This is a genomic window from Allobosea sp. RIT-PG3_2 (assembly GCF_057321085.1).
The window spans coordinates 1-13,999 of record NZ_JBXWCA010000010.1 but is presented as its reverse complement, the minus strand read 5'-3'; the positions used below and the strand labels follow the sequence as shown (position 1 = coordinate 13,999).

Here is a 13,999-nt window from a genome sequence, read left to right as displayed (position 1 = left end):
GCCTATGACTGACTTCAAGGCAGCCCCGGTCGATGGGGCCGAGATCGATCGCTCGCTGCGCGAGGCCGCACGGCAGCGCATCCTCGTGCTCGACGGCGCGATGGGCACGCAGATCCAGGATCTGAAGCTCACCGAGGCGGATTTCCGCGGCGAGCGCTTCAAGGGCTGGAACCACGATCTCAAGGGCAACAACGACCTGATCGCGCTGACGCTGCCGGACGCGCTGCGCGACATCCACCTCGCCTATTTCCGGGCGGGCGCCGACATCGTCGAGACCAACACCTTCTCCGGCACCTCGATCGCCCAGGCCGATTACGGCATGGAGGCGCTGGTCTACGAGCTGAACGTCGAATGCGCGCGCATCGCCCGCGAGGCGGCGGCGATCGCCCAGACCGAGGACGGGCGCCGCCGCTTCGTCGCCGGCGCCATCGGCCCGACCAACCGCACGCTTTCGATCTCGCCGGACGTCAACAATCCCGGCTTCCGTGCCGTGACCTTCGACCAGGTGCGCGACGCCTATGCCGAGCAGGTGAGGGGCCTGATCGACGGTGGCTCCGAGCTGCTGCTGATCGAGACGATCTTCGACACGCTGAACGCCAAGGCGGCGATCGTCGCGATCGAGGAAGTCTATCGCGAGCGGGGCATCCGCCTGCCGGTGATGATCTCCGGCACGATCACCGATCTGTCCGGCCGCACCCTTTCGGGCCAGACGGTCGAGGCCTTCTGGAACGCGGTGCGCCATGCCGCGCCGCTGACCGTGGGCCTCAATTGCGCGCTGGGCGCACGCGAGATGCGCGCGCATATCAAGGACATGTCGCGCGTCGCCGACACGCTGGTCTGCGCCTATCCTAATGCCGGCCTGCCCAACGAGTTCGGCCTCTATGACGAGCGCCCGGAAGCGACGGCGACGATGCTCGCCGAATTCGCCGATGCGGGCTTCGTCAACGTCGTCGGCGGCTGCTGCGGCACGACGCCCGAGCATATCCGCGCCATCGCCGAGGCCGTCGCCGGCAAGGCGCCGCGCCAGATGCCGGAGGTGAAGCCCTATCTCAGGCTCGCGGGGCTGGAGCCCTTCACGCTCGACGAGACCATCCCCTTCGTCAACATCGGCGAGCGCACCAACGTCACCGGCTCCGCCAAGTTCAGGAAGCTCGTCACGGCCGGCGACTATGCGGCTGCGCTCGACGTGGCGCGCGACCAGGTCGCCAACGGCGCGCAGGTCATCGACATCAACATGGATGAGGGCCTGCTCGATTCCGAGAAGGCGATGACCGAGTTCTGCAACCTCGTCGCCTCGGAGCCGGATATCAGCCGCGTTCCGATCATGGTCGATTCCTCGAAGTTCCATGTCATCGAGGCGGGCCTCAAGACGATTCAGGGCAAGCCGATCGTCAACTCGATCTCGATGAAGGAGGGCGAGGCGGCCTTCCTCGAACATGCCCGCATCTGCCGCAACTACGGTGCGGCCGTCGTCGTCATGGCCTTCGACGAGAAGGGCCAGGCCGACACCTATGCCCGCAAGATCGAGATCTGCACGCGCGCCTACAAGCTCCTGACCGAGGAGATCGGCTTCCCGCCCGAGGACATCATCTTCGACCCGAACATCTTCGCGGTGGCGACCGGCATCGAGGAGCACGACAATTACGGCAACGATTTCATCGAGGCCACGAAGACGATCCGCGAGACCCTGCCGCACGCCCATATCTCGGGCGGCGTCTCGAACCTGTCCTTCTCGTTCCGCGGCAACGAGAAGGTCCGCGAGGCCATGCATTCGGTATTCTTGTACCACTGCATCAAGGTCGGCATGGATATGGGCATCGTCAATGCGGGCCAGCTCGGCTCCTATGACGATCTCGACCCCGAGCTGCGCGAGCTCTGCGAGGACGTGGTCCTCAACCGCCGCAAGGATTCGACCGAGCGGCTGCTGGAGGCTGCACCGCGCTTCAAGGGCGACGGCTCGGTCGCGGCTTCGGGCAAGGACCTCGCCTGGCGCGAGCTGCCGGTCGAGAAGCGGCTGGAGCATGCGCTGGTCGCCGGCATCACCGAATTCATCGATGTCGACACCGAAGAGGCACGGCTGAAGGCCGACAAGCCGCTGCACGTCATCGAAGGTCCGCTGATGGCCGGCATGAACGTGGTCGGCGACCTGTTCGGCGCGGGCAAGATGTTCCTGCCGCAGGTGGTGAAGTCCGCCCGCGTGATGAAGCAGGCCGTCGCCTATCTCATGCCCTATATGGAGGAGGAGAAGCGCCTGAATGGCGGCTCCGAGCGCTCGGCTGCCGGCAAGGTGCTGATGGCGACGGTGAAGGGCGATGTCCACGACATCGGCAAGAACATCGTCGGCGTCGTGCTCCAGTGCAACAATTACGAGGTCATCGACCTCGGCGTGATGGTGCCGACCCAGAAGATCCTCGACACCGCCCGCAAGGAAAACGTCGACATCATCGGGCTGTCCGGGCTGATCACCCCCTCGCTCGACGAGATGGTGACCGTCGCCTCCGAGATGGAGCGCGAGGGCTTCGACATTCCGCTGCTGATCGGCGGGGCGACGACGAGCCGCGTGCATACGGCGGTGAAGATCCACCCGGCCTATGAGAAGGGCCAGACGGTTTATGTCACCGACGCCTCGCGCGCGGTCGGCGTGGTCTCGAGCCTGCTCTCGCAGGACCAGAAGCCGGCCTATGTCGACGGCATCAAGGCGGAATATGCCAAGGTCGCCGCCGCGCATCGCCGCTCGGAGGCCGACAAGCAGCGCCTGCCATTGGCGAAGGCGCGCGCCAACGCCTTCAAGCCGGACTGGAGCAACTACACGCCGCCGAAGCCGAGCTTCCTCGGCACGCGCGTCTTCCGCACCTACGACATCGCCGATCTCGTGCCGGTGATCGACTGGACGCCGTTCTTCCAGACCTGGGAGCTGAAGGGGCGCTATCCGGCGATTCTGGAGGACGAGAAGCAGGGCGAGGCGGCGCGCGCGCTCTGGGAGGATGCGCAGGCGATGCTGAAGCGCGTCGTCGAGGAACGCTGGTTCAACCCCAAGGCGGTCGTCGGCTTCTGGCCGGCCAATGCCGTCGGCGACGACATCCGCCTCTATACCGGCGAGAGCCGGCAGGACACGCTCGCGACCTTCCACGGCCTGCGCCAGCAGCTCTCCAAGCGCGACGGCAAGCCGAACATGTGCATCTCCGACTTCGTCGCGCCCGAAGGCGCGGCACCGGACTATATCGGCGCTTTCGTCGTGACCTCCGGTGCGGAGGAAGAGCGCATCTCCGAGAAGTTCGCGCGGGACAACGACGATTACCGTTCGATCATGGTCAAGGCGCTGGCCGACCGCTTCGCGGAAGCGTTCGCCGAGCGGATGCACCAGCTCGTGCGCAAGGAGTTCTGGGGCTATGCGCCCGACGAGGCCTTCTCCAACGAGGATCTGATCCGCGAGGAGTATCAGGGCATCCGCCCCGCGCCCGGCTATCCCGCGCAGCCCGACCATACCGAGAAGGCGACGCTGTTCGAGCTGCTGCAGGCGGAGCGGCGCGTCGGCGTCAAGCTGACCGAGAGCTACGCGATGTGGCCGGGCTCTTCGGTCTCGGGCCTCTATCTCTCGCATCCCGACGCCTATTATTTCGGCGTGGCCAAGGTCGAGCGCGACCAGGTCGAGGATTATGCCGAGCGCAAGGGCATGAGCATCGAGCAGGTGGAGCGCTGGCTGGCGCCGATCCTCAACTACGACACCGCCGCCTATCGGCTGCAGGCGGCGGAGTAGCGGTCGGATTACGCTCGCGGTCATCCGGGGCATGGCAACGCCATGAGCCCGGAACCCAGAACCGATGTCGTGCTTCGTGAAGGCGCTAATAACTCCGTGCCCAAATTCCCGAGCGCATCGGTTCTGGGTTCCGGGCTCGGCCCTGCGGGCGGCCCCGGAATGACGGAGAGGTTCCGTTTCGGCGCGGCGGGCGCTAAGGCCACCCTCACGACTTTCAGGGAGTGCGGCATGGCCGACGACGATTACGTTTACGACGAGGCGACGGGCGAATGGCGTCCGGCCTCCGAGGTGGCAGCGGCCGCCGCTGCTGCCGGGCATGTCGAGGTGCGCGATGCCGCCGGCAATGTGCTGGCCGATGGCGATGCGGTCGTCCTGGTCAAGGACCTCAAGGTCAAGGGTGCGGGCCAGACGCTGAAGCAGGGCACGGTGATCCGCTCTATCCGGCTGACCGAGAATCCCGAAGAGATCGACTGCCGCCACGACTCGATCAAGGGTCTGGTGCTGCGCACCGAATTCGTGCGCAAGCGCTGAGCGGCAGGGCGAACTCGCAATGATCCGCAAAGCGACCCTTGCCGATAACGCGCGCATCCACGCCATCCGCATGGGCGTGCACGAGAACGTCCTGAGCGATCCGGGGCTGGTCACGCCCGAGGAGGTCGACTGGTATCGCGAGCACGCCATCTTCCTGGTGGCGGAGGAGGCCGGCGAGGTCGTGGCCTTCACCTGCGCCAACCATCAGACCGGGCTGGTCTGGGCGCTGTTCGTCGATCCCGCCCATGAGGGCCGCGGCCATGGCCAAGCCCTGCTCGATGCGGCGCTGGCCGGGCTCGTGGCGGCCGGCCACGCACAGGCCTGGCTGACGACGGGATCGGACACGCGGGCCGAACGCTTCTATTGCCGCCATGGCTGGCGCGACATGGGCCGGGGGCAGGACGGGTCGATCATCTTCATCAAGGCGCTGGTCTAGGGCCCTGCTGATTTGATACGGACCCGCGCCGTCATTCCGGGGCGGGCCGCAGGCCCGAGCCCGGAACCCATGAACACGACAGCTCATCCAAAAGCGCGCCGATCCGACGGGTCTTCTCGTTTGACCCCGCGTTCATGGTTCCGGGCTCTTCGCTGACGCGAAGCCCCGGAATGACGCCGTGGTTCCGTCAAAATCCAGCAAGCTCTCAGGAAGCGGGCCAGGCGGTGCTCTAGGCGAAGCTGGCCTTGAGGCGCGAGGCTGCGACCGGGCCGTCGAAAACGCGGACGCAGTTTCCGCCCGCCATGCCGGCGACATGGAGCGCCGCCTCGGCCTCGGCGAAGACCTCTTGCGGCTCGCGATGGCCGCCCGGCAGCAGCAGGGCGGCGCCGATCGACACGGTGAAGTCCACCACGAGCGCGCCGTGCGAGATCGGGCGGCAGAGCAGGCGGCGCGTGCCGTCGAGCACGGTGCTTAGATAGTGCCGGTCGCCCGGCATCCGCAGCAGCAGCGCGAATGTGCCCGGACCGACCCGCTCGACCGCCAGGGCATCGGGGAAAAACCGCTTCAGCCGTTCGATCACGCAATGCTGCAGGGCGTCGCCGGCCGCCTTGCCATAGTTTTCGAGGACGCCCCGGAAGCCATCGATCTCGAAGACGGCGACAGCGAGGCGCTCGATGTCCCGTCCGCGCTCGTAGCGGAACTGGCGCAGCAGATCGGTCAGGCCGCGATGGGCTTGCAGGCCGACCGGGGCTTCCGTACGCGCCAGCGCCGCGACCTCGGCCCACAGCCCCTTCTCGGCCGTGACGTCCTGCTTCGAGCCGAAGATGCGGATCGGCCGGCCGTGCTGATGGCCGACGCCGACCACGAGTCGCATCCAGCGCTTCTCGCCCGCCGCGGACCTGATCCGGCAATCGAGCGCGAAGCCCTGGCCGGTGCTGATGGCCGTGCTGCGCAGCTGGTTCATCTCGCGACGCGAGCGATCCTCATAAAGATCGAGCGTCGCGCTGCGGTAGATCGCGGAATCGCGCTTCAGGCCGAAAAGATCATAGACACCATCGGTCCAGCTCAGCGTCTCGTTGGCGAGATTGCATTCCCAAGCGCCGATGGCGGCCGACGCGACGGCGCGGTCGTAGAGGGGCCGTGCCGCTGCCACGAGTTGATGGCTGTTCAAGGTGCCGCTCCTGCCTGCCGATAGGGCAACCCTACGGGCGGTCCGTTAAGGGACCTTTGCGCCCTTGCGCGGAAGGCAGCGATTCATTCGCGCCGCAGCGCCTCGATCGGATCGAGCTTCGCGGCGCGCCTGGCCGGATAGAAGCCGAAGAAGACGCCGATCAGCCCGGAGACGCCGACCGCGATCAGGATCGTCTGGATCGAGATCACCGAGGGCCAGCCGGCGATATGGGCGATGCCCAACGCCGCTGCGATGCCGAGCGCGACGCCGGCCGCGCCGCCGATCGTCGCCAGCGTCGTCGCCTCGATCAGGAACTGGGTCAGGATCGCACTCTGGCGGGCGCCGACCGCGAGCCTGAGCCCGATCTCCCGGGTGCGCTCGGTCACCGAGACCAGCATGATGTTCATGATGCCGATGCCGCCGACCAGCAACGAAACGGCGGCAACCGCCGCGAGCAGCCAGGACAGCGTCGTCGCCGCCGCGGTCGCGGTGTTGGCGATCTCGGTGAGGTTGCGGACGATGAAATCGTCCTCCTGATCCTCGGTCAGGCGATGGCGCTGGCGCAGCAGGGCGGTGACCTCGGCAATGCCGGGATTGATCGCCTCCTCATTGGCGAACTTCACCATGATGCTCTGCACCGAGCGATCACGCGCATAGTTGCGGCCGACGATGCGGCGCCGGCCGGTGTCGAGCGGCACGAAGATGACGTCGTCCTGGTCCTGCCCCAGCGCCGACTGGCCCTTGGACGCCATCACGCCGATGACCTTGAAGGGCACGTTGCGGATGCGGAACTGCTGGTCGAGCGGGTTCTCCTCGCCGAAGAGATTGCGCGCCACGGTCTGGCCGATGACGGCGACGATCTCGCCCTTGCGCAACTCCTCGGGCTCGAACAGCCGGCCTTCGGCGATGTCCCATTCGCGGGCGGCGAAGAAATCGAGATCGGTCGCGGTGATCTGCGTCGACCAGTTGGTGCCGGCATAGACCGCCTGGGCGCGGGTGAAGATGACCGGGGCGGCGGCGGTGACGTCCTCGACCTCCTTCAGGATCGCGGCGGCGTCCTCGTCGGTCAGGGTCGACGAGGCGCCGGCGCCGAGCCTGACGCCGCCCTGCGTGACGTTGCCGGACTGGATGATGGCAAGATTGGCGCCGAGCGACTTGATCTGGCCGGTGACACGCTCGCGGGCGCCTGAGCCGATCGCGACCATGGCGATGACGGCGGCGACACCGATGATGATGCCAAGCATCGTCAGGGCCGAGCGCAGAGCATTGGCGCCGATAGCGGACAGGGCGGAACGGATCGCTTCGACGAGACTCATGCCGCGACCTCGGGCAAAGCTTCCTCCGGCAAGCCGGCATCGAGCGCTGCGAGAGCGCTGCGCGCATCGGCGGGCTCCTGCCTGATATCGCTGAGCAGGTGCCCGTCGCGGAAGCGGATCAGGCGGCGCGCATGGCGGGCGACCTCGCCGTCATGGGTGACGAGCACGACGGTGACGCCCTCGCGGTTCAGATCCTGGAAGAGGGCGAGGATTTCGAGCGCGGTGCGGCTGTCGAGGGCGCCGGTCGGCTCGTCCGCGAGCAGCAGGCGCGGCTGGTTGACGAGGGCGCGCGCGATGGCGACGCGCTGCTGCTGGCCGCCGGAGAGCTGCATCGGGCGGTGATGCGCGCGCTCCGCCAGGCCGACACGCTCCAGCGCAGCGAGCGCGCGCCGGCGGCGTTCGGTCCGGGGCACGCCGGCATAGACCATCGGCAGTTCGACATTGGCGCAGGCGTCGATGCGCGGCAGCAGATTGAACTGCTGGAAGACGAAGCCGAGCTTGCGGTTGCGCAGCTCGGCGAGGCCATCGCTCGACAGGGTTTCGACTGCGACGCCGTCGAGCACATAGTGCCCGCCACTCGGCCGGTCGAGACAGCCGATCAGGTTCATGAAGGTCGATTTGCCCGAGCCGGAGGGGCCCATCACCGCGACGAGGTCGCCGGCCTCGATCGCGAGCGAGACCCGGTCCAGCGCCGTGACGCGGCCGGAATCGAGATCGTAGACGCGGGAGAGATCGCGGGTTTCGATCAGGGGCATGGTCGTGCCTCCGCGCGAAAGTGCTCGTCATGCTCGGGCTTGACCCGAGCATCTCTTCGACGAGATTCTCGGGTCGAGGCTGTGCCTCGCCCGAGAACGACGGCTCTCGTCGTCACTTCTCGCATCAGAACAGCCGCGGCCCGCGGGCGCGGGCAACCGGCGGTTCCGGCGCCGTCGTCAGGCGCGGGCCGCCGCCGACCACGATCTGGGTGCCGTCCTTGATGTCGCCACCGAGGAGTTCGGTGAAGGCACCGTCGGTCGGGCCGAGCATCACCGGCACCGGCTTGGGCTGGCCGGCTTCGTCGAGGACATAGACGCGGCCGGGAATGCCCTGGCGCGGCGCGGCCCGGCCGCCCTCCTGCATCAGGGCCTCGAACTTCACGCGACGCTCGGGATCGAGGGCGGCGGCAATCCTGGCGACGATTTCCGCCCGCGCGGCGCGGAAGGATGCGCGCCGCTCCTCCGGCGAGAGGCCCGCCATCGCCTCGCGGTTGCCGCGGCGTTCCCTGAGGATCTCGGCGATCGCCTGCTTCTGCTCGGCGGTGGGTTGCAGCTCGGTCTCGATCCGCTCGCGCAAGGCGGTGCCGGCGCGCGGGCCGCGCTCGTTCGCCGGCCCCTCGGAGGCGGCGTCTGCCGTGGCGGCCGGAAGCGGCGCGGCGGCGCCGGCCGGGCGGAAGCGCAGGGCGGCGTTGGGCACGCGCAGCGCATCGGCCCGGTCCTCGGTGACGACTTGCAGATTGGCGGTCATGCCGGGTAGCAGCGCCATGTCGCGGTTCTCGACGCGGACGACGCCGGTATAGGTCACGACGTTCTGGATGGTCTGCGCGCCGAGCCTGACCATCTCGACGCGGCCCTGGAAGGTGCGGTTGGGATAGGCGTTGACGCTGAAGGAGACTGGCTGGCCGGGCTTCAGCCGGCCGACATCGGCCTCGTCGACATTGGCGTATATATCGATGACGCGCAGGTCCTGCGCGATCTGGAACAGGGTGGGCGAGGAGAGCGAGGCCGCGACCGTCTGGCCGAGATCGACCTGGCGCTGGACCACGACGCCGTCCACCGGCGAGCGGATATCGGTGCGCTCCAGGTCGATCAGGATGTCCTTGAGCTTGGCCTCGCGGCTGCCGATCATCGCCTGGCCGGACTGGACCTGCCCCTCCGCAAGCTGGATGTCGGCGTCGAGCCCCTTGAGCTCGGCGCGGGCCGAAGTGAGCTGGGCCTCGTTCGAGGCGAGGCTCGCGGTCTGGATCTCGACCTGCGTCCGCGCGGTGTCGAGGTTCTGCTGCGAGCCGGTGCTGCGGTTGAACAGCTCGTTCTGGCGCTCGAAGGTGCGCTTGGCGTCGGTGAGCTGCGCGGTGGTGCGGTCGCGCTGGGCCTCGAGGTCGCGGATCACCGAGTCGGCCTTGGTGCGGGCGGTGCGCGCACGGTCCAACTGGGCGCGCTTGACCAGGAGGTCGGCCCTGGCCTGTTCAAGATCGGCCTGGGCGGCGTCGCGCCGCGTCTTGATCTGGTCGCTGTTGAGGCGTGCGACGACTTGGCCGGCCTTCACCTGCGAATTGTAGTCGGCGAGGATCTCGACGATCTGGCCGGAGAGCTGCGAGCCGACCAGGACGGTGGTGACCGGGGTCAGCGTGCCGGTGGCGCGCACCGCCGCCGTGATCCGGCCGCGATCGAGCGCCGCGGTGCGATAGGCCGGCTCATTGGCGTTGCCGCCGGCAGGGCGCAGCGCCCAGTAGCCGCCGGCCGCAGCGAGGATCACCAGTCCCGTTCCGATCAGCCATCTGCGCAAGGTCGCGTCCCCACCCTATGCGCATGCGCGCAATTGGACGGAGCTTGCCAGAAACCGGGCCGGCAGGCGAGTTAACTTCCTGCAATCTTTGGGTTAGCCCGCGTTCAGGCGGTGCGGGCTGCTTGCGTCGCGGCGAGCAGGTCCCGCAGCGTCGTGATCGTCGAGGAATCGGCGACGCCGTCGACCTTTTCGGGCCGCCAATGGCGCTGGAAGGCGGCGACGACAGCCTCCGTCTTCTCGTCGAAGACACCGTCCACGCCGATGCCATAGCCGAGCATGGCGAACATCGCCTGCAGCGCCTCGACCGGCTGGCCGCTCTCGCCGCGGGCGAAGAAGCGCCCGCCCCGGATCGACGCCGGCTCGTTCCAGAGGCCGACGCCGCCCTCGGCGAAGCGGCGCCAGGGGAATTTTTCGCCCGGATCGATCTTGCGGCCCGGCGCGATGTCGGAATGGGCGAGGACGCGCTCGGGCGGGATCGACCAGCGCTCGCAGATATCGCGGCAGAGGTTCAGCGTCGCGGCGAGCTGCTCTTCCGGGTAGTCCGGCAGGCCGCCGGGGTGGCCGGGATTGGCGATCTCGATGCCGATCGAGCAGGAGTTGATGTCGGTCTCGCCGGCCCAGTGCGAGGCGCCGGCATGCCAGGCACGCCGGCCCTCCGGCACGAGCTGGAGCGTGTGGCCGTTCTCGAAGACGAAATAATGGGACGAGACCTGCGAGACGGGGTTGCAGAGCCATTGCAGCGCTTCGCCCGCGATGGGCATGCCGGTGTAGTGCAGGATCAGCATGTCCGGCCGGCGACCGGGAAGGGCATCGGAATCCTTGCCGTCGCGGCCTTTGCGCTCGCCATGGTTGGGCGAGGGAAAGACCTTGGCGGCGAAGCGGCTGTCGGGGGTGGCCGCGTCGGGTTTGGCGGTGTCGTTCATGCGTGCGGGCTCAGGCGGGTTCGGGCGAGAGGTTGCGGCTCATGCCGCGCTCTTTCTGGATCGCGTCCCAGGCGGCGTTGATGGCCGAGAGGCGCCGGGTCGCGATCGCGACCGCCTCCTGGGGCAGGCCACGGGCGATCTCCCGGTCGGGATGCGTCTCGACGACGAGGCGGCGGTAATGCCGCTTCAGCTCGGCGTCATCCATCTCGCGGCTGGCGCCGAGGACGAGATAGGGATCATCCGGGCGGCGTGCGTGACGGGCCTCGATCCGCGCGAAATCGCCGTCCGCGATGCCAAAGATGCCGGCGACCGACTGGAGATAGGCGTGCTCGGCCTCATGGATCGCGCCATCGGCGGCGGCGATCAGGAAAAGCCCGTCGAGCACGTCCTCCAGCAGGGCGGGCTCGTCCTTGAAGGCGGCGGCGATCTGCGCGGCATAGGCCTCGAAGCCGGCGCTGGTCTGCTTGGCGAGATCGAACAGGTGTTCGATGCGCTGCTGCTGCTCGGGCGGCACCTCGATGATGCGGCGGAAGGCGGTGATCTCGTCGCAGGTCACGACGCCGTCCGAGCGCGCCATCTTGGCGGCGAGCGCGACGAGCCCCGTGGTGAAGACGAGTTCCCGCGGCGCCGGGCCGAAGGGCGCGCCCTCGCGATCGACCAGCACATGGCCGGCCACTGCGCCGAGCAGCGCGCCGAGGGGGCCGCCGAGCACGAGCCCGAGCCCGCCGCCGCCGAGCGCGCCCCAGAATGAGGAAGCCATGAACGCAATGATCCCAGTGAATCCGAGGGCGGATGATGTGGGGAGCGACGGCGCCGATGCAAGGGGCAGGGCTGCGACGGCCTGCCGCGCCAATAATGCGCCCCGAGCCGGAAATGAGGCTGGAATGCGGCCGGCCGGGCTCGTGCTTGATTCGTTTTTGAGCAGGGGAACCCGGCCAAGTTTTACGAGGCGACAATTACATATCAATACTTAACAGTCGAATATAGAATAAATTCCTGTTGACGCATTTATTGGAGGTTTTTGCTTGAGCCGTGACAGATTATCGACACATTGAACCATCAATTGACCACCCCCATTGGCCAGTCATGGCGTAATATGGGTTCAGTTCAACATGCGGTATGTCTGTGGCGGCCTAGCGGCTGCGTGCCTGATTAGCCTCTCCGGGATCGCTTCGGCGGAGGAATTCGTGAACGCGGAAACGGACGCCAGAGCCTTTATCGTTCGCGAAGCGGAGATCGCCCGCGAGAAGGCCGGTGAGACGAAGGGCGAGCCGACTGAGGCGACCGCGACCAAGGCGAACACCAAAGCCGGGCGCAAGGCCGCACGGGCCGCCAAGGCCGATGCGGCGAGCGTCGCCCATGCCGAGCCGGAGAAGGGCGAGGCCCGTCCCAGCCGCGCGCTGGCAGCTCCGGCCGGTGCCGAAGGCATCAAGGCGATCATCGCGCGCCACGCGGCGGCCAACGGCGTGCCGTTCTCGCTCGCCGATGCGGTGGTGCGGGTCGAGAGCCGCTACAATCCGCGCGCCGCGCATGCCGGCAATTTCGGCCTGATGCAGATCCGCCACCAGACGGCGCGCGGCATGGGCTATACCGGCAGCGCGGGCGGCCTGCTCGATGCCGAGACCAATGCGCGCTACGGCATGATGTATCTGGCGCAGGCCTACAAGCTTGCCGGTGGCGACACCTGCCGGACCGTCATGAAGTACCAGAGCGGCCATATGACCAGCCGGATGAGCGGCGCCAACCGCACCTACTGCGCCAAGGTCCGCACGATCACGGCGCGCAACTGAGGCTTCGCGCCGGCCTGCGCTTGACGTGGGCCGCGCCAGCGCGCATCTCCCCCTCGCCAGTCGGCTGGACGGCCGCTCCCGCAAGAGCTCAGGTTCTTTCGGGGGAGGAAAGTCCGGGCTCCACGGAAACACGGTGCCGGATAACGTCCGGCGGGGGCGACCCCAGGGAAAGCGCCACAGAGATCGAACCGCCTCGCGCCCGTTGGCTTCGGCCTTCTTGCGCGGGGTAAGGGTGAAAAGGTGCGGTAAGAGCGCACCGCGGACCCGGCAACGGGGACGGCATGGCAAGCCCCACCGGGAGCAAAACCGAATAGGGACGATGCTGCCCGCGCAAGCGGGGAGGGGCAGGTTTCTGTGCCCTGTCGTCCGGGTTGGTTGCTCGAGGTGCGCAGCGATGTGCATCCCAGAGGAATGGCCGTCACGTCGGGGGAGCGATCCTCCGGCCATCCAGAACCCGGCTTACAGGCCGACTGGCACCTTCAGAAATGCGAAAGGGCCGGGAGCGATCCCGGCCCTTCGTTTGTTTCCGGCTTGAGCGTGCTCATTTTTCTCCGAACCACGCCGTCATCCCGGGCTTGCCCCGGGATCCATCGAAGGGTGCCGGAACTCTACGATGGTTCCCGGATCGGCGCCGCTTCGCGGCTTGTCCGGGATGACGCAGCGGTTCCGTGCAAAATCAGCATGCTCCAGCAAGCGGCTCGCTGGTTCAGAGCGTGTAGCTCCATTCGGCGGGCACGAAGCGGAAGGCGTTGCCGCTCTTCTTCACCGTGCCGAAGCCGGGGAAGGGCATGTGCGAACCGCTGAACGCGATGCCGTCCGCCGCGATGATGTCGAGCACGCGCCGGCGTGAGGCCGCGGCCTGGGCGCCGTCGGCATCGAAGACGAAGGTGATCTCCGGGCGCGCCGTCTGGATCGCGGCGTTGTGCACGCAATCGGCCACCAGCAGGATCTGCTCCCTGCCCGAGGACAGCCGCAGGATGCTGTGACCCGGCGTATGGCCCGGCGCATCTTCCAAGGTCAGTCCCGGCGCGATCTCGCCGGCCTTCACCTTGCGGGTGCGGGCGGCGTAGGGCGCGAGCGAGTTGCGGGCGGACTCGAAGAACGGCTTCGCCTCGGCCGGGACGCGGCTCAGGATGCCGTCATCGTGCCAGAAGGCATATTCGGTTTCGTGGATGACGACCTCCGCATTGGGGAAGCGGGCGGTCTTCTGCGCGGTGATCAGCCCCTCGGCGTGGTCGGGATGGGCGTGGGTGAGGATGACGGCGTCGATCTGGGCCGGCTCGATGCCGGCGGCGCGCAGATTGGCCTCGGCCCGGCCCATGGTGTCGCCAAGGCCGGTCCAGGCGCCGCCGCCGGTATCGACGAGGTAGGTCCTGTCCTTCGTGTTGACGACGAAGGCGTTGACCGAGGTCGGCAGTGCCTCGGTCAGGCCGGCCTCAGCGACGAGGCGCGGCACGTCGCCGGGGTCTCCGCCCGTGAAGGATTTGGCCCCGAGCGGCACATAGCCGTCGAGGATGGCGGTGATCTCGATGTC

Annotated in this window: 11 protein-coding genes and 1 other RNA gene; 5 read left to right on the top strand and 7 right to left on the bottom strand. The window is 67.8% G+C overall.

What is annotated here, in order from left to right; genetic code table 11:
• Nucleotides 1-4 precede the first annotated feature (4 nt).
• From metH to AC2FAN_RS22750, 3 genes are all read left to right on the top strand, one after another.
• The gene (metH, locus tag AC2FAN_RS22760; RefSeq protein ID WP_485176439.1) at nt 5-3,757 is read left to right on the top strand and encodes a methionine synthase; all 3,753 of its coding nucleotides are present in this window, start codon (nt 5-7) and stop codon (nt 3,755-3,757) included.
• A 228-nt stretch (nt 3,758-3,985) separates the two neighbouring features.
• On the top strand, nt 3,986-4,288 hold the full coding sequence (locus AC2FAN_RS22755) for an alkylphosphonate utilization protein (RefSeq protein WP_265054194.1): 303 nt from the start codon (nt 3,986-3,988) through the stop codon (nt 4,286-4,288).
• A gap of 19 nt (nt 4,289-4,307) precedes the next feature.
• The gene (locus tag AC2FAN_RS22750; protein WP_485176437.1) at nt 4,308-4,724 is read left to right on the top strand and encodes a GNAT family N-acetyltransferase; all 417 of its coding nucleotides are present in this window, start codon (nt 4,308-4,310) and stop codon (nt 4,722-4,724) included.
• 229 nt (nt 4,725-4,953) lie between these two features.
• Here the strand turns inward: AC2FAN_RS22750 and AC2FAN_RS22745 are convergent, their stop codons facing one another.
• The 6 genes from AC2FAN_RS22745 to AC2FAN_RS22720 form a co-directional block, all read right to left on the bottom strand.
• Nucleotides 4,954-5,895: a sensor domain-containing diguanylate cyclase gene (locus tag AC2FAN_RS22745; RefSeq protein WP_485176436.1), complete on the bottom strand. Its 942-nt coding sequence runs from the start codon at nt 5,893-5,895 to the stop codon at nt 4,954-4,956.
• Between the two features lie 83 nt (nt 5,896-5,978).
• Nucleotides 5,979-7,211 (bottom strand): ABC transporter permease, encoded by a 1,233-nt coding sequence (locus AC2FAN_RS22740; RefSeq protein ID WP_265054191.1) that lies wholly within the window; start codon nt 7,209-7,211, stop codon nt 5,979-5,981.
• Nucleotides 7,208-7,966 carry an ABC transporter ATP-binding protein gene (locus AC2FAN_RS22735; protein ID WP_485176435.1) on the bottom strand — a complete coding sequence of 253 codons (759 nt, stop codon included), beginning with the start codon at nt 7,964-7,966 and terminating at the stop codon, nt 7,208-7,210. Before AC2FAN_RS22735 ends, AC2FAN_RS22740 begins: the two co-directional genes overlap by 4 nt.
• 124 nt (nt 7,967-8,090) lie before the next feature.
• Nucleotides 8,091-9,752, bottom strand: coding sequence for an efflux RND transporter periplasmic adaptor subunit (locus AC2FAN_RS22730; RefSeq protein ID WP_485176434.1), 1,662 nt, complete (start codon nt 9,750-9,752; stop codon nt 8,091-8,093).
• Nucleotides 9,753-9,856: 104 nt separating this feature from the next.
• On the bottom strand, nt 9,857-10,675 hold the full coding sequence (locus tag AC2FAN_RS22725; protein WP_265054188.1) for an N-acetylmuramoyl-L-alanine amidase: 819 nt from the start codon (nt 10,673-10,675) through the stop codon (nt 9,857-9,859).
• Nucleotides 10,676-10,685: 10 nt separating this feature from the next.
• Nucleotides 10,686-11,435, bottom strand: a complete 750-nt coding sequence (locus AC2FAN_RS22720; protein WP_265054187.1) for a TerB family tellurite resistance protein — start codon at nt 11,433-11,435, stop codon at nt 10,686-10,688.
• Between the two features lie 427 nt (nt 11,436-11,862).
• Between AC2FAN_RS22720 and AC2FAN_RS22715 the strand changes: the two genes are divergently transcribed.
• Complete coding sequence (locus tag AC2FAN_RS22715) at nt 11,863-12,465, top strand: lytic transglycosylase domain-containing protein (protein WP_265054186.1); 603 nt, start codon at nt 11,863-11,865, stop codon at nt 12,463-12,465.
• Between the two features lie 56 nt (nt 12,466-12,521).
• An RNA gene (gene rnpB, locus AC2FAN_RS22710) (RNase P RNA component class A) lies at nt 12,522-12,943 on the top strand.
• A 228-nt stretch (nt 12,944-13,171) separates the two neighbouring features.
• Here the strand turns inward: rnpB and AC2FAN_RS22705 are convergent.
• Nucleotides 13,172-13,999 (bottom strand): MBL fold metallo-hydrolase (locus AC2FAN_RS22705; protein WP_485176433.1); only part of this gene is annotated, 828 nt, incomplete at its 5' end.